The sequence below is a fragment of the Bartonella sp. AU18XJBT genome (genome assembly GCF_028618595.1).
GTDB lineage: Bacteria > Pseudomonadota > Alphaproteobacteria > Rhizobiales > Rhizobiaceae > Bartonella.
This window is the reverse complement of sequence record NZ_JAQITE010000006.1, coordinates 1-25,336: the sequence shown is the minus strand read 5'-3', so window position 1 is coordinate 25,336 and position 25,336 is coordinate 1. Positions and strand designations below refer to the sequence as shown.

General features: G+C 37.7%; 26 protein-coding genes and 1 pseudogene. 19 read left to right on the top strand and 8 right to left on the bottom strand.

All coding sequences use genetic code 11. From position 1 onward, the window contains the following. Positions 1 to 168 precede the first annotated feature (168 nt). The 7 genes and pseudogenes from PVV60_RS03240 to PVV60_RS03210 all read right to left on the bottom strand — a co-directional run bounded on the left by PVV60_RS03240 (position 169) and on the right by PVV60_RS03210 (position 9,949). The gene (locus PVV60_RS03240) at positions 169 to 2,178 is read right to left on the bottom strand and encodes a MacB family efflux pump subunit (protein WP_273723091.1); all 2,010 of its coding nucleotides are present in this window, start codon (positions 2,176 to 2,178) and stop codon (positions 169 to 171) included. Positions 2,179 to 2,181: 3 nt separating this feature from the next. Next, on the bottom strand, positions 2,182 to 3,405 hold the full coding sequence (locus PVV60_RS03235; RefSeq protein WP_273723090.1) for an efflux RND transporter periplasmic adaptor subunit: 1,224 nt from the start codon (positions 3,403 to 3,405) through the stop codon (positions 2,182 to 2,184). Continuing rightward, positions 3,402 to 4,883 (bottom strand): efflux transporter outer membrane subunit, encoded by a 1,482-nt coding sequence (locus PVV60_RS03230; protein ID WP_273723089.1) that lies wholly within the window; start codon positions 4,881 to 4,883, stop codon positions 3,402 to 3,404. Before PVV60_RS03230 ends, PVV60_RS03235 begins: the two co-directional genes overlap by 4 nt. 61 nt (positions 4,884 to 4,944) lie before the next feature. After that, complete coding sequence (locus tag PVV60_RS03225; protein WP_273723088.1) at positions 4,945 to 5,760, bottom strand: exodeoxyribonuclease III; 816 nt, start codon at positions 5,758 to 5,760, stop codon at positions 4,945 to 4,947. A gap of 30 nt (positions 5,761 to 5,790) precedes the next feature. Beyond that, complete coding sequence (locus tag PVV60_RS03220) at positions 5,791 to 6,399, bottom strand: outer-membrane lipoprotein carrier protein LolA (RefSeq protein ID WP_273723087.1); 609 nt, start codon at positions 6,397 to 6,399, stop codon at positions 5,791 to 5,793. A gap of 159 nt (positions 6,400 to 6,558) precedes the next feature. Further along, positions 6,559 to 6,792, bottom strand: a pseudogene (locus PVV60_RS03215) (DNA translocase FtsK); the annotation flags it as partial. A 715-nt stretch (positions 6,793 to 7,507) separates the two neighbouring features. After that, positions 7,508 to 9,949: a DNA translocase FtsK 4TM domain-containing protein gene (locus PVV60_RS03210; RefSeq protein WP_273723086.1), complete on the bottom strand. Its 2,442-nt coding sequence runs from the start codon at positions 9,947 to 9,949 to the stop codon at positions 7,508 to 7,510. Between the two features lie 732 nt (positions 9,950 to 10,681). On the opposite strand from PVV60_RS03210, the gene PVV60_RS03205 reads away from it, so the two are divergent. Next, the gene (locus tag PVV60_RS03205) at positions 10,682 to 11,959 is read left to right on the top strand and encodes a ubiquinone biosynthesis hydroxylase (RefSeq protein WP_273723084.1); all 1,278 of its coding nucleotides are present in this window, start codon (positions 10,682 to 10,684) and stop codon (positions 11,957 to 11,959) included. A gap of 985 nt (positions 11,960 to 12,944) precedes the next feature. On the opposite strand, the gene PVV60_RS03200 is transcribed toward PVV60_RS03205, so the two are convergent. Further along, positions 12,945 to 13,232 carry an H-NS family nucleoid-associated regulatory protein gene (locus PVV60_RS03200; RefSeq protein WP_015857007.1) on the bottom strand — a complete coding sequence of 96 codons (288 nt, stop codon included), beginning with the start codon at positions 13,230 to 13,232 and terminating at the stop codon, positions 12,945 to 12,947. A gap of 128 nt (positions 13,233 to 13,360) precedes the next feature. On the opposite strand from PVV60_RS03200, the gene PVV60_RS03195 reads away from it, so the two are divergent. The 18 genes from PVV60_RS03195 to PVV60_RS03110 all read left to right on the top strand — a co-directional run bounded on the left by PVV60_RS03195 (position 13,361) and on the right by PVV60_RS03110 (position 25,333). Then, positions 13,361 to 13,975, top strand: a complete 615-nt coding sequence (locus PVV60_RS03195; RefSeq protein ID WP_273723081.1) for a hypothetical protein — start codon at positions 13,361 to 13,363, stop codon at positions 13,973 to 13,975. Next, positions 13,975 to 14,607: a TrwN protein gene (locus PVV60_RS03190; protein ID WP_273723080.1), complete on the top strand. Its 633-nt coding sequence runs from the start codon at positions 13,975 to 13,977 to the stop codon at positions 14,605 to 14,607. The genes PVV60_RS03195 and PVV60_RS03190 overlap by 1 nt, the downstream gene beginning before the upstream one ends. A gap of 124 nt (positions 14,608 to 14,731) precedes the next feature. After that, the gene (gene korA, locus PVV60_RS03185; protein ID WP_273723079.1) at positions 14,732 to 15,031 is read left to right on the top strand and encodes a KorA family transcriptional regulator; all 300 of its coding nucleotides are present in this window, start codon (positions 14,732 to 14,734) and stop codon (positions 15,029 to 15,031) included. Beyond that, positions 14,994 to 15,311 carry a VirB2 family type IV secretion system major pilin TrwL gene (trwL, locus tag PVV60_RS03180; RefSeq protein WP_273723078.1) on the top strand — a complete coding sequence of 106 codons (318 nt, stop codon included), beginning with the start codon at positions 14,994 to 14,996 and terminating at the stop codon, positions 15,309 to 15,311. Before korA ends, trwL (PVV60_RS03180) begins: the two co-directional genes overlap by 38 nt. A gap of 118 nt (positions 15,312 to 15,429) precedes the next feature. Next, positions 15,430 to 15,744, top strand: a complete 315-nt coding sequence (trwL, locus tag PVV60_RS03175; RefSeq protein ID WP_273723076.1) for a VirB2 family type IV secretion system major pilin TrwL — start codon at positions 15,430 to 15,432, stop codon at positions 15,742 to 15,744. Between the two features lie 42 nt (positions 15,745 to 15,786). Next, entirely contained in the window at positions 15,787 to 16,104 is a 318-nt protein-coding gene (gene trwL / locus PVV60_RS03170; protein ID WP_273723075.1) for a VirB2 family type IV secretion system major pilin TrwL, read from the top strand. 46 nt (positions 16,105 to 16,150) lie between these two features. Beyond that, positions 16,151 to 16,468, top strand: coding sequence for a VirB2 family type IV secretion system major pilin TrwL (gene trwL / locus PVV60_RS03165; RefSeq protein ID WP_273723074.1), 318 nt, complete (start codon positions 16,151 to 16,153; stop codon positions 16,466 to 16,468). Between the two features lie 44 nt (positions 16,469 to 16,512). After that, positions 16,513 to 16,824: a VirB2 family type IV secretion system major pilin TrwL gene (gene trwL / locus PVV60_RS03160; RefSeq protein ID WP_273723073.1), complete on the top strand. Its 312-nt coding sequence runs from the start codon at positions 16,513 to 16,515 to the stop codon at positions 16,822 to 16,824. A 138-nt stretch (positions 16,825 to 16,962) separates the two neighbouring features. Continuing rightward, positions 16,963 to 17,274, top strand: coding sequence for a conjugal transfer protein (locus PVV60_RS03155; RefSeq protein ID WP_273723071.1), 312 nt, complete (start codon positions 16,963 to 16,965; stop codon positions 17,272 to 17,274). A gap of 12 nt (positions 17,275 to 17,286) precedes the next feature. Next, positions 17,287 to 17,595 (top strand): type IV secretion system protein VirB3, encoded by a 309-nt coding sequence (locus PVV60_RS03150; protein ID WP_273723069.1) that lies wholly within the window; start codon positions 17,287 to 17,289, stop codon positions 17,593 to 17,595. 2 nt (positions 17,596 to 17,597) lie between these two features. Beyond that, positions 17,598 to 20,069, top strand: a complete 2,472-nt coding sequence (locus tag PVV60_RS03145) for a VirB4 family type IV secretion/conjugal transfer ATPase (RefSeq protein WP_273723067.1) — start codon at positions 17,598 to 17,600, stop codon at positions 20,067 to 20,069. Next, positions 20,066 to 20,830 (top strand): type IV secretion system protein, encoded by a 765-nt coding sequence (locus PVV60_RS03140; RefSeq protein ID WP_273723066.1) that lies wholly within the window; start codon positions 20,066 to 20,068, stop codon positions 20,828 to 20,830. Before PVV60_RS03145 ends, PVV60_RS03140 begins: the two co-directional genes overlap by 4 nt. Positions 20,831 to 20,974: 144 nt before the next feature. Beyond that, positions 20,975 to 21,826: a type IV secretion system protein gene (locus tag PVV60_RS03135; protein WP_273723065.1), complete on the top strand. Its 852-nt coding sequence runs from the start codon at positions 20,975 to 20,977 to the stop codon at positions 21,824 to 21,826. Between the two features lie 186 nt (positions 21,827 to 22,012). Next, positions 22,013 to 22,867: a type IV secretion system protein gene (locus PVV60_RS03130; protein WP_273723062.1), complete on the top strand. Its 855-nt coding sequence runs from the start codon at positions 22,013 to 22,015 to the stop codon at positions 22,865 to 22,867. A 209-nt stretch (positions 22,868 to 23,076) separates the two neighbouring features. Next, on the top strand, positions 23,077 to 23,220 hold the full coding sequence (locus PVV60_RS03125) for a TrwH protein (protein ID WP_273723061.1): 144 nt from the start codon (positions 23,077 to 23,079) through the stop codon (positions 23,218 to 23,220). Next, on the top strand, positions 23,217 to 23,939 hold the full coding sequence (locus tag PVV60_RS03120; protein ID WP_273723064.1) for a type IV secretion system protein: 723 nt from the start codon (positions 23,217 to 23,219) through the stop codon (positions 23,937 to 23,939). The genes PVV60_RS03125 and PVV60_RS03120 overlap by 4 nt, the downstream gene beginning before the upstream one ends. Before the next feature lie 186 nt (positions 23,940 to 24,125). Beyond that, entirely contained in the window at positions 24,126 to 24,980 is an 855-nt protein-coding gene (locus PVV60_RS03115; protein WP_273723062.1) for a type IV secretion system protein, read from the top strand. Positions 24,981 to 25,189: 209 nt separating this feature from the next. After that, the gene (locus PVV60_RS03110; RefSeq protein WP_273723061.1) at positions 25,190 to 25,333 is read left to right on the top strand and encodes a TrwH protein; all 144 of its coding nucleotides are present in this window, start codon (positions 25,190 to 25,192) and stop codon (positions 25,331 to 25,333) included. The last annotated feature ends 3 nt before the right edge of the window (positions 25,334 to 25,336 follow it).

Sequence of the window (25,336 nt, the reverse complement as noted above, 5' to 3'; positions counted from 1 at the left end):
TAAAACTTCATCCTTTAACATTCTATAAAGCATGCTCCACTTAACGAAAAAAGCGTTTTCTAAAATAGAACAGCGAATCATGCTAAACTTTTCTCCTCCATGTTTCGCTTCATAGACGTTTTATCCAAGTGGAAAACATCACAACAAACATGCTCCAATTGATAAAGCTTAATCGCGTGAAAGAGCAACAACAGGGTCAAGCCGTGAAGCTTGCCGCGCTGGAGAAAAACCAAAACATATTCCAATAAGGGTCGAAAAAGTAAGGGATAGGATGATCGAATCAATCGTATAAACCAAGTGGATAGGCGCCTTAAACAGAAGAAATAAACCACCAATAGAAAGCCCAAGCAGGATTCCCAAACCACCACCAATGACACAAACCAACACCGCTTCAATGAGAAATTGCTGCAAAATATCACTCTGGCGTGCACCAACTGCCATACGCACACCAATTTCATTAATCCGCTCAGAAACGGTGACCAGCATAATATTCATCACCCCAATACCCCCCACAATCAATGAAATAGCTGCAATTGAAGAAATTAAAAGTGTTAAGATATGTGTACTCTCCATGATACGTTCACGGAAGAATTCTGAATTTCTAATGAAAAAATCTTCTCCACCATGCCGCATAATGAGAAAACGTTTTACCATGTTTTCCGCTAAATGTGAATCAACATCATCAGCAATCCTAACGGTAATCGCACGAACTTCTGTTGTGCCAAGAAAACGCGTTTGCACTGTTGTATAGGGCAAATAAAGCTGTAATGTATTCGATGTGTTTCCACTTACTTGGTTTTGCGAATCAACAACACCAATAATACGCGCTGGAACATTACCCACAAGCACCACTTTTCCAAGTGGGCTCTCATGACTATGAGGGAATAAAACAGACAATGCCTCTTTCTCAATCACGAGATCAACCGCCCGATCATGCACACTTTTTTGATCAAAAAACTGTCCTTTGAAAACTTTAAGCCCCTGTGTCTGAAAGAATTGTTCTCCCACCCCCACAATAACGGCATTGACTTCAACTGCGCCAAAACGCACTTTCGAGCTTGTTGAAATCTGAGGTGTTACACCAGAAACATAAGGTAACCCAGACAAGGCTTCTGCATCAGCTTCAACAAGAGTTGTTATTTTGTCTGCTTGGGGATCAGAAAAACTTTTGCCAGGTAAAATTGTTAATGTATTAGCACCCAAGCTTTTAAAATTTTCCAGAATCTTCTCTCGTGTACCATTTCCCAAAGCCACCATAGCAATAATCGCCCCAATGCCAATAATCACCCCAAGCATTGTTAAAAAAGTTCGCATTCGATGTGCATTCATTGCCAACAAAGCCATAACAAATGCCTCACGAAACCGCTCAACAAAAGACCGAAAAGAGCCAAGCTGTTGTTTGACTTTTAGTTTCTGTTTTTCATAAAAAGATTGACTATCCGTTTTTATTTTTGCCTCCGCTGCTCTTTTCTTTGCAACCTTTGTCATACTGTCAGCAATAATTTCTCCATCACTGATTTCGATAACACGCTCTGCTCTTTTGGCCACCTGCATATCGTGGGTTACAATGATAATAGTACGACCTTCTTGATGAAGCTCATCCAAAATACGCAACACTTCCTGTCCACTCTGTTTATCCAGTGCACCGGTTGGCTCATCTGCAAGAATAACCTCTGCATTATTCATCAATGCTCGAGCAATAGAAACGCGTTGTTGCTGACCACCTGAGAGTTGATTTGGACGATGATTGACCCGATCGCCCATGCCCAAGCGCGTTAAAAGATCTTGTGCACGCTTTTTCCTTGCTTCCACAGCACATCCTGCATAAATAGCCGGAATTTCAACATTCCCAAGAGCTGTCAATTCATTCAACAAATGATAGCGCTGGAAAATAAAACCAAAATGATTGCGCCGCAAAGCTGACAATTCATCAGCTGAAAGAGAGGCTGTTTCTTTCCCTGCAATCCAATAATGACCAGAAGCTGCCCGATCAAGACAGCCTAAGATATTCATCAATGTGGATTTTCCTGAACCAGAAGCTCCCACAATCGCTACCATTTCACCGCGCTTAACGGTAAGATTGATATCCTTCAAAACAGTAACAAATGTTTCGCCTGCAGGAAATTTACATACAATATTTTCCAACACAAGGACAGCATCTGCTTGGTTCGTGTTCATGGTTTAACTCTCGTCTTCGCTATGCATGTTAGAAGGTTCTGGCATCACTCCATCAGACGAGCCGGTGATGACGACATCACCCTCGTTAAGTCCTGAAACAATCTCTGCCATAACCTTGTTATTCAACCCAACAATCACCTGTTTAGTAACCACCTTATTTTCCCCCACCAAAACAGAAACCCACGCTTTACGCTCTCTTGTCTCATCGCGTAAAGCATCACTTGGAACCAACAAGACATTCTGCGCGCGCCCTAAGATAATATGAACTTGAGCAGTCATATAGGTTCGCAAAAAATTGTCCGCATTATCAACATGTAGAATTCCATTGTAATAGATAGCCGACGATATTAAAGCACTAGAACCACCTACCATACCAGGATTAATACTCACATCAGCACGAATTGCCTCAGGAGCCGGTTCTACCTTTTCTAAAATGCCTTGATAACGACGCTGAGAATTACCTAGAACTGTAAAATAAAGAGGTTGTCCAGCCTGAACTTTAAGAATATCGGCTTCTGAGATTTGCGCCTTGATCGTCATCTTTGATAAATCACCCAAAATAACAATTGTTGGCGCCGACTGAACCGCATTCACATTTTGCCCTTCTTCCACAACTGTTGCCAAAACCGTTCCCGCTGAAGGGGCAGTGATGCGTGTATAACCTAAATTGACCTCTGCACTCTCCACATCAATTTGTGCTTGCACAATCTGCTGACGAAGTTGTTCAATTTGCGCCTCGCGTATTTTCACCTGTGTTGCAGCCTCATCGAGGTTCGCACGTGAAATCGCACGTGTTTCGATCATTTTTTTCTGACGCTCTAAATTTTTCTGTGCAAGAGAAAGATAGGCTTCTTGTTCTACCAAACTCGCATAATAATGCGATAATGCTGCTTTTTTTCTTTTTAAATCATTTTCCTGATCTGTAGGATCAATTTCTGCCAAGAGATCGCCTTCTTTCACAACACTCCCAGGGGAAACGCGCATTGACACCACACGCCCTGTTGCACGCGCACCCACAGCCACCAACCGATAAGGACGTACAAGACCAGAAGCTAAAACACTTTCCTCAATATCCCCACGCTTCACCACCGCTGTTATATAAGTTGGAGTAGATGTTCCAAAAAAAACAGAACGTAACCACAACAAGAGAATGAGAAATATAGCAGTTAAAAAGAAGGAAAGTTTTTTGTGTTTTGTAATGAAATTTTTAAGTAAGCTTTTTTTCATTTCCCTACCTTTGCACGCGAACGAGGTGCACCATCAACGACTTCTGGACGCGATACATCAACAACGCCATCCCATCCCCCGCCCAATGCTTTCATCAACGTGATATATTGCGTAACCAAAGAAACACGGCTATCTTTAAGTGCCATTTGTGCAGAATAATAAGAGCGATCAGCATTTAACAATTCAAGAAAACTGGTATTTCCATTCTCAAAAAGGCTCCGTGAAAGTTTTAAGGAATGAAGAGAAGCTTTATTCGCAACGATTAGCTTTTCTAAGCGTTGATGTTCCTTCGTTAATCTTACCAGCGCATTTTCTACATCTTCTAAAGCCTCCAACACAGCAGCTCGATAAGTAATAAAAGCTTGATCACGCTGTGCACGCGCTACCACAATAGAAGCCTCAACCTGACCTCCATTAAAAAGAGGAAAACGCAGACCAGGTCCAAAAGACCAGCCAATCGTTGAATTTTTCCATAACTGATCAATTGCCGTTGCTCCTGTCGAAATATTACCTGTTAAAGTCAGTGATGGATAACGATCTGCTTCACGTTGACCAATCCGCGCTGTCGCTTGCGCATATTGACGCTCTGCCCGTCGTAAATCCGGACGTGTTAACAAAATATCAGCCGGAATTCCTGCTGGTATCGGCCAATGTGGTTGTGGAATCTTTGCATGCTTAGCATTTTTTTGTAAAAGATCCTTCAATGCCGTAGGCACACAACCAGTTAAGACAGAAAGGCGATGAATGCTCATTGCTAAATTCGCTTCCATCTGCGATATATCTGCTTCTGTATTTGCCATTTGTGCTTGCGCATTTGAAACATCAAGCTCAGAAACATCACCAGCTGTTAATCTAGCGCGCATCAATTCATAGGTTTTACGTTGTGATATAGCAATTTGCCGCACAATCAACAATTTTTGTTGCCAACCACGCATTTGTACATAATTTGTTGCCACATCTCCCAGCAATGTCACCATGGTAGCGCGCATATCTTCCACAGCTGCATCAAGACCATAACGTGCTGCTTCAACTGCTCGTTTATGCCCACCAAAAAAATCAAGCTCCCAGCTTGCATCAAAACCACTATGATATTGGTTTAATAATGCATCAGACTGTCCAGAACGACTACGAGTTCCTGAAATTGAATTGGACACATTTGGCAAAAGAGTTCCCACAACCTGTCCTAAACCCGCACGCGCCTCACGTACCCGCGCTTTGGCAATAGCAACATTATTATTTCCAGAAATCGCATAATCCATTAATGCATCTAGAACAGGGTCATTCAAACGCCGCCACCATCCGGCAAGCGCAACTGGCTGCCCTGCAGTCTGTGCAGATTTTTCTCCCCAAACTGCTGGAACACGAAAAGATGTCTTCTGGTAATTAGGACCAACCATACAGCCTGACAAAAGCAACCACAACAAGACACTAGAAAGTAATCCATGAGAAGCGCCCCTTTTGAGATTTCTGATATACATCTACTCTCCCGCATTCTTTCAGAATCATTATTTAATATTAATACTTTATTTACTTCTTATTTCAAACTTGACGTGAAAAATCAAATACAGTTTGCACAGGAATATGATCTGAAGGACGTTCCCATCCGCGCGCATCACGAAAAATCGAAAGATCTACAACAAAAGGTGCTAAATCTTGAGAAGACCAAACATGATCAAGCCGCCGTCCATAATCGGTAAATGCCCAATCGCGTGCACGATAACTCCACCATGTGTAAAGCTTGGTAGGAACAGGGATATGCAACCGCATCAGATCAACCCATCCACCTTGACGGCATAAAGCTTTTAAACGCTCAGTTTCAATGGGAGTATGGCTTACAACCTTCAACAATTGCTGATGAGACCAAACATCTTCTGCTAAAGGAGCAATATTCAAATCGCCCACCAAAAGAGAAGAAAGACCATCTCCTTGATCCGCACGAATGGCGGACATTTCTTCTAAAAAATCAAGCTTATGACGAAATTTTTCATTCACATCAGCATCAGGAATATCTCCCCCAGCAGGAACATAAAAATTATGAATCTGCAAGCTTCTCCCATGGACTTCCACAATAACTGAGATATAACGGCAATCTTGGTTTTGACAAAAGAAACGCTTTTCTACCTTTTTAAAAGGCAAACGAGAAACAATAGCCACCCCGTTATAAGATTTTTGTCCACTCAATGCGATATGCTTATAACCCGCTGCTTCAAAAGCCTCCACTGGGAATAAAGCATCTGGACATTTTGTTTCCTGTAGACACAAAACATCTGCGGAAAAGAGTTCCAAATACTGAAAAACCTGCGCAAGACGTAAACGAATAGAATTAATATTCCAAGTTGCAATACGAAAGAACATCCATTTCAATCCCAATGAAACAACACAGCACTATTTCTTCGAAGGAAGTGTAAACATTCCATTAGCGAACCGGACGTCTGTCCGCACATTCATAATCTGCACAGTAGTTTCCAAATTTTGTTGGTCAACAATTGTCCACTGTCGCAAAGCAGAGCCTTTAGAATCAAAAACCATCCTTATTTGCCCTGCCCCAATCGTTTTATCACGCAAAACAATCGTCACAGCCCCTGGATCTTCGCGAAATGCGAATAAACGCCCAGCAGATACATCAATTTTATCATCTAGCAAAAACTTCATTGGCGTTTGCGAAAGTTGTGAAAAGTTCCAAGTATTCAAAGCCCGATTGTTAATACCTACAAATTGGCCATCTGCAATAATCTGTAAAGGCATTTTTTTGTAAATGAAACGAATTTTCCCTGGACGCTCTAGGTAAAATGTCCCCTGAGACATTTTTCCCTTTGGACTAAACTGGATAAAATCACCTGTCATTGTTTTGATTGCCGCAAAGTGATTTACAACATTTTGCGCCTTTATCACTTTATTAGACGCTTGCGAAAAAACAGGAAAAGTTAAACACCAAAAGATAATAATTATCACCAACCCAAAGACTCTTCTTTGCAGCAAAAAAGACGTTTTCATAAAAAATGCTCCCAAGCAATACTTAATTGACTTTATAATTTATAACTTAAGTAATCAACGATGAATAAATACCCTTCTTTATAAGATAAAGATATTGTTTGAAAAAACTATCAAAATATTTTTAAAAGTATTCTTCTTCGACAATCTCAAAACTTTCCGCTAACCCATATCATTTACTAGACTAATGATACCTTCTTCTTCCATCTTTTCAATCAATGTTATGGCACGGTTATAACCAATGCCTAAACGCCGTTGAATATAAGAAGTTGAAGCCTTACGATTACGAAGCACAATAGCAACAGCTTGACTATAGGGATCATCTGCTAAAGAAAAAGATAAAAAACATCCTTCTTTATTTCTTGCAAGCTCTTGCGGTATCATTTCCAAATAATCAGTCTGCGTTTAAGTTTCCGAAAGCATCCAAATTCCTGCTTTTCTGCTGCTTTTCTAAACGCATAATATATCTTTCCCACTCCTAATCTATGAAACAACATAGATTATAGTCAATACATAACAGATTAAGTACTAAACATATTGCTCGCGAACCTAAAAACTCTTTATAAGTTGCAAAAATGCTTTTTTGACTTCCTTCCAACCCAAAAGAATAAAAATTTCCACCCGAACCAATCTGTAAACAGTTTGAAGTTTAGCAGATTTCACTTAGCTTCCTACCCCATAGATTCATTTATATAAGGCTCCACAGATAAGCCTTGCCCTAAAATTTAGAGCGCACTTTAAAAGACACTTAAATATCAAGCCTTACATGCTTTTATACCTCTACATTCGCAATGACATTATTTTATACCAAGATATTGATTTATAATAAATTATCCTTTTAACTTAAATCATAACGCCAAATACAGTAAGATTCTCTCATCATATACTCTCTCATATTGAATCAATTCAAATCATTTGCTTGCACGTTACAAGCAAGGTTAGTGTATGGATAAAAGTTATATGAGATATAAGAATCCCCTTATAAAGAGTCTCAAGTGCCAAGGAGCTATCGCAAATCGAGAACTGGTATGTGAAAATGCAGACTTTCTACGATACAGTAGAATAAACACTTGTTTTATAAGATATTATAAAAAGCAACTATAAAGATTTTTCAAAAGCGCTCTTCTTCGGCAGGCACTAAAATTTCTCGTTTCCCTGCGTGATTTGCTGGACTAATGATACCTTCTTCTTCCATCCTCTCAATCAATGTCGCAGCACGGTTATAACCAATGCCTAAACGGCGTTGAATATAGGAAGTCGAAGCCTTACGATCACGAAGCACAATAGCAACAGCTTGACTATAGGGATCATCTTCTGAAGGAGAAGCCAAAGAAACATCAGCACCATCCTCTTCAACTTCTTGTGTAACTGTGTCCAAATAATCAGGTCGAGCTTGCGCTTTGAGATGCGCAACAACCTGCTCCACTTCGTCATCCGCAACAAAAGGCCCATGCACACGCTGAATACGTCCTCCTCCCATCATAAAGAGCATATCTCCTTGTCCCAATAATTGCTCTGCCCCCTGTTCACCTAAAATTGTTCGGCTATCGATTTTTGAACTGACAGAAAAAGAAATACGTGTAGGAAAATTGGCTTTGATCGTCCCAGTAATAACATCGACGGAAGGACGCTGCGTCGCCATAATTACATGGATACCGGCAGCACGTGCCATTTGTGCTAAACGTTGAACCGCGCCTTCAATATCTTTACCAGCAACCATCATCAAATCAGCCATTTCATCAATAATGACAACAATATAGGGCATAGGACTAAAATCAAGCGTTTCCGTTTCATAAAGAGGCTCACCGGTCTCGCGATCAAATCCAACTTGAATTGTCCGCGCCATTGTCTCTCCCTGACTTGCTGCTTCCCTAAGACGTGCATTAAACCCATCAATATTACGAACGCCCAATTTTGACATTTTACTATAGCGCTCTTCCATTTCACGAACAGCCCACTTTAAAGCAATCACGGCTTTTTTAGGATCTGTCACCACGGGTGTTAATAAATGAGGAATGCCGTCATAAACCGAAAGCTCAAGCATTTTCGGATCCACCATAATGAGACGACATTGTTCAGGTGTCATACGATAAAGCAATGATAAAATCATTGTATTGATAGCAACAGACTTTCCCGATCCTGTTGTACCAGCAACCAAAAGATGGGGCATTTTTGCTAAATCTGCAATAACAGCTTCCCCCCCGATTGTCTTACCCAAAGCAAGTCCTAGCTTTGCTTTGCTGTCAATAAATTCTTGCGCCTGCAATATTTCTCGTAAATAAACCATCTCACGCTTTGCATTAGGCAATTCTATTCCAATCACATTACGTCCTGGAACCACCGCAACACGCGCTGAAATGGCACGCATCGAGCGTGCAATATCATCTGCCAAACCAATGATACGGGAAGACTTAATGCCAGCAGCCGGTTCAAATTCATACAAAGTCACCACCGGTCCAAGACAAGCATCAATAATTTGCCCCTTGACCCCAAAATCTAACAAAACCCCTTCAAGTTCCTGAGAATTTGCTCTTAAAACAGCAGGAGAAAGTTTTGCATCCCGAACAGACGGCGGTGGAACCGAAAGATAATCTACAAAAGGAAGAACAAAACCACCATTTGAAGAAGCTGTTAAAGACTTTCGATTTTTAGCAGGAGAAACATAGGCTTTATTTTGATTTTCCTTATACTTTACTTTTTCACCCCAAAAAGTTGGCTCAATCCGATCAAATGACTTTCCTTGCCCTTTACTTTGAAAACGCTTTTTGAAACAGAATAAACGAAAAAAACGCGCTTGTAAAAAATAAAAAAGATGTAAAAGAGCGCCACAAGTTGTCGCAAAAAAACCATGATTTTCACGTTCATCCTCTGCGGCATATTCCGTATCTTCTTCCAACTCAAAAACTGGATTAACGATTTCGTCTTTTGGAATGCTTTTTTCTTTTCTTTTCTTTGTTCGACGCCGCCATATCACATTGCCAGCAAAAGCAGCAGTGAAAAACCCTAAAAGAATAAAAACAACACTAAAAAACACCGTGTAAGGAGGAGAAAGAAAAAGAGGAAAGACTGAAGAAGCAACACTTAAAGCTTTATCTCCTAAAACCCCTCCCAATCCTATTGGCAATGGCCAATAAGTAAAAGAAGCAACAGGTGACATAAGGGCAAAAGCAATTAAAAAACAAATCGTTGATAGCACCCATAAAAAAAAGCGAAAAGTCAAATTGTAGATATTCTTTTGCGCCAACAAGAGAAAAGACCAAAATAACGGCGGCAACAAAACAGCAAGACTTGCCAAGCCAAAAAACTGCATAATAAAATCTGAAAAAATTGCCCCCATCCACCCCATAAGGTTTGTAACCTCATTTGTACTTGCATGGGTTAAAGATGGGTCCGCAACATTCCACGTCGCCAAAGCAAACACACAAAAAATAATAAAGCCCAAAAGCCCAAGCCCAATAAATACCCCTATCTGACGTAAAAACATCTCAATAAGACGCGAACCTTGAGAATTTCGCACTTCTAATGAATCATAAGGAGAAGAACTTCGGTGCATCTATCAATTCCAAATACAAAACTTTCATATTTTAAAGAGTTATAACTCCCTCTCTCTATTAAAAAAAGATGAAGCTTAAACTCTGTACCGATCTGTAAACAAATAGCCTGTAAACAATCCGACTTCTTATCTAGCACGTTCTACCTTCTAACCACTTCATATCATTCATATACCACCACCCTAAGAGACAATCCTTCATAAGGCAGATAAAAAGCTTTCCCTGAATATTTATCACACGATCAACAAAAAAATACCTCATGTGTAAAGTGTTACATGGTGCTACAGCACCTTCCTAAACAGATGATGTTTTTTACGCTACATCATGATAACAGCAAAATATGAATACTGTTTTAACCATCACGAATGAACACAATTTTTTATTATCATACTCACTAAATGTCCCTCTTCAAGACAGGTAACACTAAAGTAACTCATACGACTTAAAAAAATACACGACCATCTTTGTTTGTTTTTAGTTTTCTTTTTTATCAACCAAGTGTAAAAAGAATTGAAGAGGATATTCAAAAAAGCTTATCCGATAAATCTGTAAAATGAATTACATAAATGATTAAGCAGAAGAACTCTGAAAAACCAATCTATCATCAGATTGGGGCTAAAAATAAACCTCGCTTTTGTAAAGCAGAAAGAAAAGTAAAAGTTAAGCTATTTTAGGCAATGTAAAAAGATATTCTTTTTAAAAGAAAGCAAACTATAAACAATGGAAGAAGTATTGTGTGTTCTAATCGCAATAAAGACGTACAACCCAATAAAAAAATTAAATCTCATAAAACGAAACAATGTGATCTGCTCATTGCAGGAGGGGCGGCTGTCGGTTTAACCCTAGCGATAGCACTCAAACAAACAGCCCCTAATCTGAAAATAAAAATCGTTGATGCTGCTCCACAAGGAGATACCCCTGCTTCTAACATACGAACCATTGCCCTTGCTGCCGCTTCTATTCGTATGTTAAAACAATTACAATGTTGGGAACCTATAAAACCTTATGCGCAACCCATTCATTCAATGATCATCACAGACACAAGCACAAGTGATCCTGTCAAACCCACCCTTTTAACCTTTGAAGGCGACATTAACCCTGGTGAGCCCTTTGCTGCTATGGTAGAGCAGAGAGAACTCATCAACACTTTAAAAAAACGTATCAAAGATCTCAATATCCCTGTTATTGCAAACACGCGTGTCATTGATTTTCATCAAGAAGACCAACATACAACTGTCAATTTAAATAATGAAGAGGTTTGGCAAACAAAATTGCTTATTGCAGCTGACGGAGCCCATTCGAAATTACGCCAAAAAGCAGGTCTTAAAAACTTTTCTCATCCCTATAAACAAACAGCAATCATCTGCACAGTTGAACATGAAAAACCCCATAATGGTCAAGCAATTCAACATTTTTTACCTGCTGGTCCTTTTGCTCTTCTCCCTCTCAAAGGCAACCGATCCGCCATTGTGTGGAATGAAGATCATAAAACTGCGCAATATTATCTCAAAGCTGATGCCCTTATTTTTGAAGCAGAACTCGAAAGACGCATTGGCCATCGATTAGGCAAACTCTCTTGGAATGGCGAACGTCAAGCTTTTCCTTTGAATCTTTCTTTAACACGTCAATGCGTTAAACCACGTTTTGCTCTCGTTGGCGATGCCGCCCACACCATCCACCCCATTGCAGGACAAGGACTCAATTTAGGATTACGCGATAGCGCTGCCCTCGCTGAAGTGATTATTGAAACAGCACGACTAGGTCTTGACATTGGCTCCCTCACTGCTTTAGAGCGCTATCAAAGCTGGAGACGTTTTGAAATTGTCCGTATGGCTTTAAGCAATGATTGGCTTAATAAACTCTTTTCTAATGATAGCCTTCTTTTACGGATGCTCCGCGATACCGGCCTTGGAATCATTAATCAAGCGCCAAAAATGAAAAAATATTTCATTCAAGAAGCTGCCGGACTCACTCCAAATGCCCCACGTCTCCTACACGGCTTCCCACTTTAAGAAAAAATTCATACTATTTCACTTTTTTACAACCTTTGCCTCCCTCCTTCAAAGAACAAAAAACTCCTATCTCATCCAATCTGTTTACAAACCAGATTCCTGTCGAGTAATTTTCTCTTGACTTCCCCTTCCCATATTTCACTTCACATAAGACTCGACAAGCAAGCTACATTCTAAGAATATTCACCACGCACTGAAAAAAACGTCTCAAAAAAGTTGCCTTATACCTCCACACCTCAAAAAAAACCATTTCACAGCATAACAAAATAAACAAGGCTTTTTAGCACACAACACTTTTATTTATAATAATAATTCATTATTATTATATTGAATGAGAAATCTAACGATCATAAAATACTCTTATTTCAAATCTCTCTCATGTTGAATCAATCAAAATCATTCGCTTACACATCACAAGCGAGAATATCGTATAAATAAAAACAATTAAACAAAGCTAATAAAAAGCCTCTCCCTCTCAAGTACTAAGGGCTTTAACAACATTGGAGGCAAATAAAGTGTATAATATCAGGATTGTTCTACAGAACAATATTTCGAAAATATAAGTATGCTAATTTATTAACATACGAATTGATAAAATTATCATTTTGCATATTGAGTTAAAATCCCTATGCAATATTATTCTTATTTCGACCTTTTTTTTAAGAATCAATAAAACTCTTTATTTGCATAGACGAAAAAGAGCAATGTCAATAAAACGATAAAAAGAAGCAAAATATCCCCCTCTCTCAAATGCCAAAAGCAATTACAATATTTAATCTGGCATTATCATTATGCTTGCCAGATTATAACAACAAGACCTTTTGCATTTAAATAAATTTGTTCATGCTCCCTATCATTGTATTTGGTCACTCAATACTTTAACATATTTGTTCAGTATGTTTATACAATCAAATTACCCAAAAGAGCATACTTCTTGCATTTACATTCCTTGGTATTCCCTTATCTTGTAAATATCGCACATGTGTTACGTTACTTCAAGTTCATCAAGTGTATACCCATTCTCCAACCACTCTTTAATCCACTTAGGTCTACGTCCACGCCCATTCCATAATTCCCATTGGTTATTGGGATTTCTATAATGGCGCTCTTTGCTCACAAGATCAGCGATATCAATTCCATGGGCATTAGCAATTTCAAGAATTTTTCGTCGCGCATTTTGCTTTTCCTTTGCTTGCCGTTTTTTTAATTCCACATCGATTTGTGTACGCATCTCTTGTAGTTCATCAAAATTCATATTCTTGAGATCATTCACCTTAATTACTCCCCTTGCAAAAAAGAATCTTTTCTTGCCATATTTTAAACACAATTATAGACAATTTTTGTCTATTTATTATCGAAATTAAAATTACGATACATATATCACTTTGACGGAGATGTATTTTGGACCACAAAGAGCTGTTTATTGGTATATCAATTACCACCACTGCATCTTTTTTCAGTTCAATTGCTGGAACTACTAAATGCAGTGCTCAAGCACCATTACACCTCTCTGACTCTCATGAATCAGGTGTCAAAAGTAAATATAAATCGTCACTCTATAAATTATGGCAATACGCAACAAAGAACAAGCCCTCTCTGTATAATGATGGTGTAGTTCATTATAACAATAAAACCTCCGCTCACACACAACGGCTTTTTACCTCGTATAAATGTTTTTTGAAAAGATTTTTTCAACTAGAGAATTATATAAAACAAGCAGCTTCAATACAGTATCAAAGATTATTATTTTGTAAAAACTCTGTCTTTTCTCGTGATTCCAATAATATTGGTTGGCGTAATGCGCTCTATTTTGTTCCACACTTTTATCTTGTTTGTTGGATATTCGCATATATTAAAAATGTTCTTAGAAGAGAACAAAGCAATAATCACACGGGATATTCTAAGCTAAACAATCTCATCCTGCAAATTTATAAAATCAAAAGACAACGAGAGAAAGCGCCACAAAGAATTAGCCTTTCTACTAATAAAATTCTTCATAATAAGGTGTATTGCTAATGATTGTTCCAGACTTCACATTTTTTGCTGCTGCATACATGTTCAATACGCCCCCCATAGCATTTTCAGTTATCGCCGAACAAGAAGTGCAGGACAGTGTCTATGTAACAGGTGGAAAAGATAACTTTTTCTATCAATCATCTCAGCTTGAAAAAACAATCGCAACAGCTGAACAGTTTAAACAGAATAAACATAATTTTGACATAATTTCAGGGCAAATTAATGCTGGAAATGTGAAATTGTTTTCTCTTTTTGATGCATTTGATTTTTGCAGAAATATTAAAGCTGAACAAAGCGCTTTAACTTACTGCTATGAACAAATAACACCAAGGTGCATCTTTGAAAAAGCGACTTTGCAGTCTGTATTGAATTTTTACGACACAAAACATTCAAACAACATCTCTATACAGAAAATTACTTCATATATTGGAGCAAAGGCTGCTGTACGAGGAAATGAAGATTTGCAGGAGCCTGTAAAACTTAAAAAAGAAGAACCAGAACAGACAACTAAATTAGATTCTCTTCCTCTTTCTTCAAAAGGAGAGGAAGATGCATTTACACATAAAGAAAGTGGCGCCAGTGATGCTTTTTCGGCTGAAGATTCTTCTTCATCGAGAAGCTCGCTAGAGTGACAACTGATATTTTCATGAAGCCCTAAAATTTTGATAGGATATTATAATGAAAGGTAGATAAGAAAATGTTAAAGCTCTAATTAGTAAGATTGGACAAAATCTCTTCTAATTGAGGGCAAAGATAATGAAAATGATAGAACAAAACAGCGTTGACATAGCATTTAGTCAAAAAGCAGCACGTGAGATTACAGTCGTAATGCTTTCAGAAAGGGAATGGTATTTCACGTTTATTTCCGATGATCCAATCACCGGAAAGCCAAATAAATATACATTACTTACACAAAGAGGAAAGCTAAGAACTTGGGCTGATCCAAAGTATCTTTTTAAATTTCTTCATGAGAGGGGGGTTATTTGTGGCAATTTTAATCTTAATGAAGGCAAGCAAAATGAAACAAGAAAATATTCTTCACAAAACAGTTCGTAATAAAGCTACTCAAATTTCTGCAGCTGTAGCTGTGTTTTTTATGACTTACCCTGCGTGGGCCCAAGCACAGGGCTTGAAAAACGCAAAAGATGTTTTAGAAAAATTCAAAACAGAACTAGGAACAATTATTCCTATCGCTGCTGCTGTTGTGCTTTTGTGTTTAGCAATCGGTTATGCAGGACGCTACATTGAAAAAGATACGTTCATACGATGGGCAATTGGCGTTATTATTGCTGGTTCAGCAGCCGAACTTACTAATATGTTATTCACAAAACCATAAAATCTCTTTATTATTCAAAGACAAACCTAAATTTCAAAAATTATATGCATATCAATAAAAATCACATAAAAAAGATAGAGCTTTCATACCAACTGTAATCTAAATTGGGGTAAACAATATGCAACAATCAAAAATTCTTCAGCTAATGGTTAATAAACCTATTTCAATTTCTGCTCTGATGACTGCTTTTTTTCTAGCGCATCCCATATATACCCAAGCACAAAATTTAGATACTGCAAAAAACGCTTTAGATACCTTCAAGACTCAATTAATCGGAATTATCCCTATCGCTGCTGCCGTCATACTTTTGTGCTTAGCAATTGGTTATGCAGGGCGTTATATCGAAAAAGATACGTTTGTACGGTGGGCAATCGGCGTTATCATCGCCGGTTCAGCCGTCGAAATCGCAACTTTATTGTTTAAAGGTAACTAGTTGATAATTTAAACATAAAATATTTCTTTGAGGCTAAATCACATGAAACAGTTAATTAATTTCCAATCAAAAAGTAATAACAGGATCACTGCGATTTCTGCAACTATAACTTTATTCTTTATGAATAATCCTGTATACGCTCAAAATGGACCTTTAGGAAACGCTAAAAAAGCTTTAGAAGGTTTGCAAAAAGAGCTTATCGAAAAAATTATTCCTATTGCTGCTGCCGTCATACTTTTGTGCTTAGCAATTGGTTATGCAGGGCGCTACATAGAAAAAGATACATTTGTGCGTTGGGCGATTGGCGTTATTATCGCAGGCTCAGCAACCCAACTTGCTACCATGTTACTCAAACCATAATCAAATGCAATACAAAACATTGTTTATGAAAATATCAGAGTAGAGAATGCAAATGTTAAATAATCCACAATCAAAAAGTGACAATAAAATCACCGCAATTTTTACCACTATAATAGTGTTTTTTATAACATACCCCATATCTGCGCAAGCACAAAATTTAACTAAAGCAAAAGAGGCTTTAGAAAAATTTAAACAACAATTGGATGTGATTATTCCTGTTGCCTCTACCGTTATACTTTTGTGTTTAGCAATTGGCTATGCAGGACGTTACATTGAAAAGGATACTTTTGTACGGTGGGCAATCGGTGTTGTTATTGCTGGATCAGCACTCCAGATTGCTAATATGTTATTTAAGCCTAATTGAGATTAATTATAAAGTTTTTATAAGAACATAATAAGAGTAAAAACATGAAAAAATTAATGTATCTTCAGTCAAAATGTAACAATAGAGTTATTGCGATTTCTGCAACTATAAGCACATTTTTTATGACACATCCTGCATATGCAAACCTAGAGAATGCTAACAAAGTTTTAACTAAGCTAAAAACAGAACTCTCTACTAAAATTATTCCTGTTGCCGCTGCCGTTATACTATTATGTTTAGCAATTGGGTATGCAGGGCGCTATATCGAAAAAGATACGTTTGTACGGTGGGCAATCGGCGTTATTATTGCTGGATCAGCAACCCAACTTGCTACGATGTTGTTTACATCTAATTGATATTAACCTAGATAAATATAATACTTAATGTTTTTTTAAACTGTATGCATTGGTTGTAGGTACTATAATAATGTTCCTCATACTGCAAAAAAGAAAATATTATTTATGCTGCTTTCAACCAAAACGAGGGTGAGAGATATGAAACGATCAAAGATTCTTCAAGCAGAAACGTATAACAATATCAGTGCTATTGTTATCACTTCAATTGTATTCTTCATAACTCAATCTGCATATGCGCAAACGGCAACAAAGAGTTTAGATATTTTCATAGGAATGCAATATGGTTTAAGTATGGTTATTCCTGGCGCGGCTGCTATCATTCTTTTATTTCTTTTGCTTATTTATATATTTCGCATCATCACAAAAGCTACATTTATAAGATGGGCATTCAGTGTTATTATTGCTGGTGCAGCTTTCTATATTAGCCACATGTTATTTTACATCCAATAATGAGAACTTCCTATGAAATCACAAGAACAAAGAGAATTCCCCCTATTCAAAGGAGCGACCCGTGTTCCAACGATATGGGGTGTCCCCATGATGCCATTTATCGTTATGGTTATGGGGGTCGCTGTTATTGCTATGACGGTAAGTATCTTTTTGTGGATTATTGCGCCTCCATTATGGTTCATTATGGTGCAAATTACTAAGAACGATGATAAGGCGTTTCGTATCTGGTGGTTATGGATCGATACTAAGTTTCGCAATCGCAACAAAGGTTTTTGGGGCGCATCAAGTTATAGTCCCTCTCATTATAGTAAAAGGAGATAAACATGACAGCTGTTGAAAGCAGCAAACGCCTTGCATCAGAGACATCTGTAAGCCTGTTTCTGCCTTATTCACATCATATTACAGATACGATTATCTCTACTAAAAATGCAGAATATTTGTCAATTTGGAAGATTGACGGTCGCTCGCATCAAAGTGCCTCAGAAGAGGATATTTTTCAATGGACAAAAGATCTTAACAATATGCTGCGGGGTATTGCATCTGCTAATTTATCGCTTTGGACTCATATTGTGCGCCGCCGTGTTTATGAATATCCTGATTCAACATTTGATCAAATGTTTTGCTATCAGCTTGATGAAAAATATCGGCAAAGCTTTACTGGTTATAACTTGATGGTCAATGATCTATATCTGACTATCGTTTTTCAACCAATTGCAGATAAAATTATGTCGTTCTTTTCTAAACATGAACGTGAAACGCTTGATCAAAAAAAGATGCGACAAGACTCGTGTATCAAAGAACTCAATGACATCAATCGTACTTTAGTCCAGTCTTTAAACCGTTACGGTGCAGAACTTCTTGGTACTTATGAAAAAAATGGGCATGTTTATTCTTCTGCACTTGAGTTCCTTGGAATGCTTGTCAATGGTGAATATCGCCCTATGCCCATTTGCTATGACCGTTTTGCTGACTATATGTCTATCAATCGACCTTTTTTCTCAAAATGGGGTGCGCTTGGTGAATTGCGAACAAGCAGTGGGATGCGTCGATTTGGAATGCTGGAAATTAAAGAATATGATGCAACAACCAAACCAGGACAATTAAATGTTTTGTTGGAAAGTGACTTCGAGTTCGTATTGACACAGAGCTTTTCAGTGCTCTCCAGACATGCTGCTAAAGACTATTTACAACGGCATCAGCGTAATCTTATTGATGCACGAGATGTGGCAACGAGCCAAATTGAACAAATTGATGAAGCACTAAACCAGCTTATCAGTGGGCATTTTGTCATGGGAGAACATCACTGCACATTGACTATCTATGGTGATACAATTCAACAAGTTCGCGACCATATGGCCAAAGCAAGTGCAGCATTACTAGACGTTGCGGTACTGCCCAAACCTGTAGACTTAGCGATAGAGGCTGGCTATTGGGCACAACTTCCTGGCAATTGGAAATGGAGACCACGTCCTGCTCCGATTACATCATTGAACTTTTTATCATTTTCATCTTTTCATAATTTTATGTCAGGAAAACCCACTGGAAACCCATGGGGACCGGCCGTCACAATTCTTAAAACAACCAGTAAAACACCGCTTTATTTCAATTTTCATGCCTCCAAACTTGAAGAGGACTCGACAGATAAACGTTTGCTTGGTAATACCGCACTTATCGGACAATCTGGTTCCGGTAAAACCGTGTTACTTGGCTTTTTGTTAGCACAAGCGCAAAAATTTAGTCCAACAACTGTTGTTTTTGATAAAGATCGTGGCATGGAAGTTGCCATTCGAGCGATGGGGGGAAAATATTTAACATTCAAGCCAGGCAGGAGAAGTGGTTTCAATCCTTTCCAACTCCCACCCACACAAGAAAATCTGATTTTTCTGAAACAATTTGTTAAAAAATTGGCAGAAGCTGGTGGTGAGGTCACGCATCACGACGAAGAAGAAATTAACAAAGCTGTTATGTCTGTTATGAGCAGTAACATTGACCAATCACTCCGTCGTTTGTCCTTTCTGGTACAATTTTTACCAAATCCACATTTAAGTGATTATAATACCCACCCATCTGTTCATGCTCGCTTACTAAAATGGTGTGAAGGTGGTGATTATGGATGGTTATTTGATAATCCCCATGATGCTCTTGATCTTTCAACACATCAAATTTACGGCTTTGATATCACGGAATTTTTAGATAATTTTGAAACTCGCACTCCAGTGATGATGTATTTGCTTTACCGCACAGAAGGTATGATTAGCGGACAGCGATTTATGTATATCTTTGATGAGTTTTGGAAGCCTTTGCAAGATCCGTACTTTGAAGATTTAGCGAAAAATAAACAAAAGACTATCCGTAAACAAAATGGTATTTTTGTTTACGCAACACAAGAGCCTAGCGATGCCTTGGAAAGTAATATTGCTAAAACACTCATTCAACAGTGTGCGACTTACATTTTTCTAGCTAATCCCAAAGCAAACTATGAAGATTATACAAAAGGCTTTAAGCTAACAGATACCGAATTTGAACTCGTTAAAGGACTTGGTGAGTTTAGTCGCCAATTCCTCATTAAGCAAGGTGATCAATCTGCGCTTGCAGAACTGAATCTTGGTAAATTCCATCTGACACGCGATGGAAAAACTATCGAATACGACTTTAGTGACGAGCTCTTGGTGTTATCAGGTACGCCCGATAACGCAGAATTAGTCGAAAGCATTATCGCGGAAGTTGGTGATGATCCAGCAATATGGTTGCCAATTTTTTTACAGCACGCAAAAAATGACAGGAGGGAAACATGAAAAAAAAGATCATTTCAATAGCAGTAACAATAACTTTAGGATTTTCGAACTCAGCCATGGCTTGGAGTTGGGGAGCTGGAGCAGCAGATTTGGGAGCATCAGTTTCAACGTCTTGGTTTAATTGGTCATCCCCAAGATCAAAAAAACCAGCCAAAAAGCCAGCGTCGCCACAGCAAAAGGAAATAAGTCTTAGGGAAATCCTCGAAGTCGTAAAAAAACAACTTGAGGAAACGAAAAAAATACACCAATCTATAATGGGAAATCGAAAATTTGAAATTAAAAGTCCCACAGAGATACAAACAGATCAAAATAGTTTTTTTCTTAAAAATCCAGAGTTGATTTATAATAAAACTGTTCGTTCAGCTATATCTGCGTCACTTAAAAATATCTTAAACGAAGAAGACATATCTACCTCTACTCGCGAGTCTCGTGATTCTATTGGTAAGCGCATGCAATATGCAACTGCCATTGATAAAGCTGTAAGTTTACAAACTTTTCAAGAAACAGAAAATCGTTTTAAGAAAATCTCAGAACTTGTAGAAAAACTCGATACAACAACTGATCTAAAAAGTATTGCTGAATTGCAAGCACGTATAAAAGGTATGCTTGCCATGATCCAAAATGAAGCTACAAAATTGCAAATGGTTGCATATTCACGCAATGCAGAACGAGCACTTATTAGTCAACAAAAGCAAAAACGTAATATAAGAATTCTTAACAGTGAAAATAAAGGGATGCCGATAATACGGTCTATACGATGAGAGTTTATCATAACTTGCTTGTATTATCAGCTTTCTCTGTTTGTGTTTGGCTGCACTTTTTTAGTAATCGTATTCAGCATTATTGATTAAGTATCTTTGTAATTTACCAAAATAATCTGAAAATGCTCAAAAGAGAAAAACAACATGAGAAAAACTATTATTTTAATAGCAATAGCTGTCACGTTAGGGATCCAAAACTCAGCAATGGGTGTTATAGTTGGAGGAGTCTTAGATCCATCCAAAACGCTAGATTTGTGGAGTTTCTTTTTTGGCACAAGTACAGCTAAAACCCCTACTAAAGGAAGTAAAATCCCTCCTCAAAACAATACCCCCCTTCCACAAAAAAATAAAGAGATCAAAGAACCCCTTAATATAACATCATTTCTCGATACCTTAAACGCACAACTTAACACAACAAAAGAGCAAATTAAAGAAACAGAAAAAATATACCAATCTATAACAGGTCCTCGTCAAGAGGATATTGTACCAAGAATTAGTTTAACTACTGGTTATTTTCGAAATCCAGAGTCCATTTACGGCAAAAGTGGATTTACAAAGGACAGTTTTTTAGAAAATAATATAGGTTCCTCAAAAGCTGTAGAGGAAAACATTGTTATAAACCAATATCTTAGCCGCCTTTCAGTTCATGAAGCACGTCAATTTATCGAAAAGCGCAGTCAATACGCAGCAATCGTAGATAAAGCCGTAAGTTTGCAAGTTTTTAGGGAAACAGAAAGTCGTTTTAGAAAAATTAAAGGTGCTTTCTCCGTGATACCAACTCAGCTAGATCTGAAGGGCATCCTAGAATTACAATCGTACATGGAAGGTACACTTTCTATTTTCAAAAATGAGGCTACAAAATTACAAATGGTTGCGCATTTACGGAATGCAGAGCAAACACTGATCCGCCAACAAAAATATAAACGCAACATAAGAATTTTAAATCATAAAAACAAAGGCATGCCACAGGTGAGATACGCTAGCGCTACACAATGAGGTTTTATACGGAATTAATCATAACTTTCTTTGATCGTGAAAAAAATGAATGCATCATTCTCATACCATCTCAATACGATGAAAAATATTTAGAAAACTTTGAACAATTTCATACCCCAAAAAATGTTTTTGACAAATCGTATCCTAAAACAATGGATAAGTGAAAATTCGTGAAAGAAAAATACCATGAGCTTCCAAATGTTCTCAAAACTATTCAATGAAATTGATCAAGCAACAAATACATATGTCATGGATATTTCATCAAAAGCGATCGTTGCAATCACCCCCATTGTATCAATCGGTCTCACGCTTGGTTTTATCATCTATGGATGGCTCGTTATTCGTGGTGCTATAGATATGCCTCTCGCTGAACTCGTAAACCGTTGCTTTCGAGTCAGTGTTATTACTTCTATTGCCTTAACCGCAGGGCTTTATCAACAGGACATTAAAAATCTTATAATGGAAACACCTGATGATTTAGTAAAAGCACTTGTGCAAAATTCACAAAAAAAAGATCAATTAGCCAAGCTGATCGACACAGTGGCTGAGAAAGGATTCGAATGTGCAAGCAAAGCTTTCGAAGAGGCAGCTTTCTTAGATGCTGATGGGCTCCTTTATGGTCTCTTTGGTATCCTTATCTTACTTGCAACAAGCTTCCTTACCGCTGTCGGTGGCGCATTCATTTTGCTGGCAAACGTTGCAATTACACTTCTTGTCGGGCTCGGGCCATTCTTCATCATTGCTTTGCTTTGGCAGCCAACCTATCGCTTTTTTGAGCAATGGATAGCTCAAATCTTAAGCTACACAATTCTCATTTTTCTCCTAGCAACTATGTCTAGTTTATTAATGAATATCTTTGCCAATTACATGGAAGATTTTAAATTTGATGGCAATCAGAATATCAGTTATGCGCTTGGTGGTGCTCTCATCTTGTCCATTATCTCTATTGTGCTGTTGTTTAAGCTGTCAAGCATAGCCAATGCTTTAGCAAAAGGCGTTACATTGGGACATCTATGGAGAATTAAATCTTACAAGAAATAATATTTCCGTAAGCGCCGCACAATCAAATAAGCGGTTAGCATTTAGCACTAGGATCCCTGCACTAGAACTGAATTATTTTTAGAAATTAAAAAATGAAATTAAGAAAAAAGAAACTGTCCAAAACTATACACTTTACTTTATTATTAAAATTATAATAATGATAATAAATGTTAGACTTTATTTATTGAAAAAAATAGAGGAGCATTAAAATGAAAATGATCATTTTTATGATTTTGATTGCAAACCTTTTATCAGCTTGTGCATTAGCACCAAAGCTAAAGCAACCAAATAACTGGAACCGCGTACCCATTAATAAAACAATCCCGGCCGAAATTAAGCGAGGAGCCATATGAAAAAGATTCTTATTATAACAGGAATAATCATGTTCTTTGGAATGCCACGTTTAGCTATGTCATTTATAGGACAAGATGAAAATGTAATGGCAGCGAATTCTTCTTCGCTAAAAGAGAATCCGGAACTTATTGAGTTATTAAAAAAACAGCTTGATAACACGAAGGCGCACCTTCAGCAAATTACAAAAATACATGAATCTATAACGGGACGTCGAATACCAAACGCCGTCATGAAAAATGATGATGATCTTCTACTTACGGAACCGCAACACATTTATGATGAGAATAAAGAAGAAACGATTGATCCGAAATTTCCTCAATTGATTGCGGATATAAGAAAACAAGAAGAGTATTCCGCAAAATCTATCCACGAAATACGCGCACTTATTGATTTACGTAGCCAATATGCTTCTATCATGGATAAGGTTGTAAGTTTGCAAGTTTTTGAAGAAACAGAAGAACGTTTTTTGCGAATCGCACAATATTTAATGGCACTTAAGGATACACAAGATTTGAAAGCTGTTGTCGAGGTACAAGCGCACATTAAAGGCATGCACGCCATGGTCCAGAACGAGGCTACAAAATTACAAATGGTTGCGCATTTACGGAATGCAGAGCAAACACTGATCCGCCAACAAAAATATAAACGCAACATAAGAATTTTAAATCATAAAAACAAAGGCATGCCACAGGTGAGATACGCTAGCGCTACACAATGAGGTTTTATACGGAATTAATCATAACTTTCTTTGATCGTGAAAAAAATGAATGCATCATTCTCATACCATCTCAATACGATGAAAAATATTTAGAAAACTTTGAACAATTTCATACCCCAAAAAATGTTTTTGACAAATCGTATCCTAAAACAATGGATAAGTGAAAATTCGTGAAAGAAAAATACCATGAGCTTCCAAATGTTCTCAAAACTATTCAATGAAATTGATCAAGCAACAAATACATATGTCATGGATATTTCATCAAAAGCGATCGTTGCAATCACCCCCATTGTATCAATCGGTCTCACGCTTGGTTTTATCATCTATGGATGGCTCGTTATTCGTGGTGCTATAGATATGCCTCTCGCTGAACTCGTAAACCGTTGCTTTCGAGTCAGTGTTATTACTTCTATTGCCTTAACCGCAGGGCTTTATCAACAGGACATTAAAAATCTTATAATGGAAACACCTGATGATTTAGTAAAAGCACTTGTGCAAAATTCACAAAAAAAAGATCAATTAGCCAAGCTGATCGACACAGTGGCTGAGAAAGGATTCGAATGTGCAAGCAAAGCTTTCGAAGAGGCAGCTTTCTTAGATGCTGATGGGCTCCTTTATGGTCTCTTTGGTATCCTTATCTTACTTGCAACAAGCTTCCTTACCGCTGTCGGTGGCGCATTCATTTTGCTGGCAAACGTTGCAATTACACTTCTTGTCGGGCTCGGGCCATTCTTCATCATTGCTTTGCTTTGGCAGCCAACCTATCGCTTTTTTGAGCAATGGATAGCTCAAATCTTAAGCTACACAATTCTCATTTTTCTCCTAGCAACTATGTCTAGTTTATTAATGAATATCTTTGCCAATTACATGGAAGATTTTAAATTTGATGGCAATCAGAATATCAGTTATGCGCTTGGTGGTGCTCTCATCTTGTCCATTATCTCTATTGTGCTGTTGTTTAAGCTGTCAAGCATAGCCAATGCTTTAGCAAAAGGCGTTACATTGGGACATCTATGGAGAATTAAATCTTACAAGAAATAATATTTCCGTAAGCGCCGCACAATCAAATAAGCGGTTAGCATTTAGCACTAGGATCCCTGCACTAGAACTGAATTATTTTTAGAAATTAAAAAATGAAATTAAGAAAAAAGAAACTGTCCAAAACTATACACTTTACTTTATTATTAAAATTATAATAATGATAATAAATGTTAGACTTTATTTATTGAAAAAAATAGAGGAGCATTAAAATGAAAATGATCATTTTTATGATTTTGATTGCAAACCTTTTATCAGCTTGTGCATTAGCACCAAAGCTAAAGCAACCAAATAACTGGAACCGCGTACCCATTAATAAAACAATCCCGGCCGAAATTAAGCGAGGAGCCATATGAAAA

Coding starts and splice junctions, on each gene's coding strand:
- PVV60_RS03240 (WP_273723091.1), bottom strand. CDS start 2,178: ATGAACACGAACCAAGCAGATGCTGTCCTTGTGTTGGAAAATATTGTA.
- PVV60_RS03110 (WP_273723061.1), top strand. CDS start 25,190: ATGAAAATGATCATTTTTATGATTTTGATTGCAAACCTTTTATCAGCT.
- PVV60_RS03115 (WP_273723062.1), top strand. CDS start 24,126: ATGAGCTTCCAAATGTTCTCAAAACTATTCAATGAAATTGATCAAGCA.
- PVV60_RS03225 (WP_273723088.1), bottom strand. CDS start 5,760: ATGTTCTTTCGTATTGCAACTTGGAATATTAATTCTATTCGTTTACGT.
- PVV60_RS03125 (WP_273723061.1), top strand. CDS start 23,077: ATGAAAATGATCATTTTTATGATTTTGATTGCAAACCTTTTATCAGCT.
- PVV60_RS03145 (WP_273723067.1), top strand. CDS start 17,598: ATGACAGCTGTTGAAAGCAGCAAACGCCTTGCATCAGAGACATCTGTA.
- PVV60_RS03190 (WP_273723080.1), top strand. CDS start 13,975: ATGATTGTTCCAGACTTCACATTTTTTGCTGCTGCATACATGTTCAAT.
- PVV60_RS03140 (WP_273723066.1), top strand. CDS start 20,066: ATGAAAAAAAAGATCATTTCAATAGCAGTAACAATAACTTTAGGATTT.
- PVV60_RS03155 (WP_273723071.1), top strand. CDS start 16,963: ATGAAACGATCAAAGATTCTTCAAGCAGAAACGTATAACAATATCAGT.
- PVV60_RS03130 (WP_273723062.1), top strand. CDS start 22,013: ATGAGCTTCCAAATGTTCTCAAAACTATTCAATGAAATTGATCAAGCA.
- PVV60_RS03220 (WP_273723087.1), bottom strand. CDS start 6,399: ATGAAAACGTCTTTTTTGCTGCAAAGAAGAGTCTTTGGGTTGGTGATA.
- trwL (WP_273723073.1), top strand. CDS start 16,513: ATGAAAAAATTAATGTATCTTCAGTCAAAATGTAACAATAGAGTTATT.
- PVV60_RS03230 (WP_273723089.1), bottom strand. CDS start 4,883: ATGTATATCAGAAATCTCAAAAGGGGCGCTTCTCATGGATTACTTTCT.
- trwL (WP_273723076.1), top strand. CDS start 15,430: ATGCAACAATCAAAAATTCTTCAGCTAATGGTTAATAAACCTATTTCA.
- trwL (WP_273723075.1), top strand. CDS start 15,787: ATGAAACAGTTAATTAATTTCCAATCAAAAAGTAATAACAGGATCACT.
- PVV60_RS03150 (WP_273723069.1), top strand. CDS start 17,287: ATGAAATCACAAGAACAAAGAGAATTCCCCCTATTCAAAGGAGCGACC.
- PVV60_RS03235 (WP_273723090.1), bottom strand. CDS start 3,405: ATGAAAAAAAGCTTACTTAAAAATTTCATTACAAAACACAAAAAACTT.
- PVV60_RS03120 (WP_273723064.1), top strand. CDS start 23,217: ATGAAAAAGATTCTTATTATAACAGGAATAATCATGTTCTTTGGAATG.
- PVV60_RS03135 (WP_273723065.1), top strand. CDS start 20,975: ATGAGAAAAACTATTATTTTAATAGCAATAGCTGTCACGTTAGGGATC.
- PVV60_RS03210 (WP_273723086.1), bottom strand. CDS start 9,949: ATGCACCGAAGTTCTTCTCCTTATGATTCATTAGAAGTGCGAAATTCT.
- trwL (WP_273723074.1), top strand. CDS start 16,151: ATGCAAATGTTAAATAATCCACAATCAAAAAGTGACAATAAAATCACC.
- korA (WP_273723079.1), top strand. CDS start 14,732: ATGAAAATGATAGAACAAAACAGCGTTGACATAGCATTTAGTCAAAAA.
- trwL (WP_273723078.1), top strand. CDS start 14,994: ATGAAACAAGAAAATATTCTTCACAAAACAGTTCGTAATAAAGCTACT.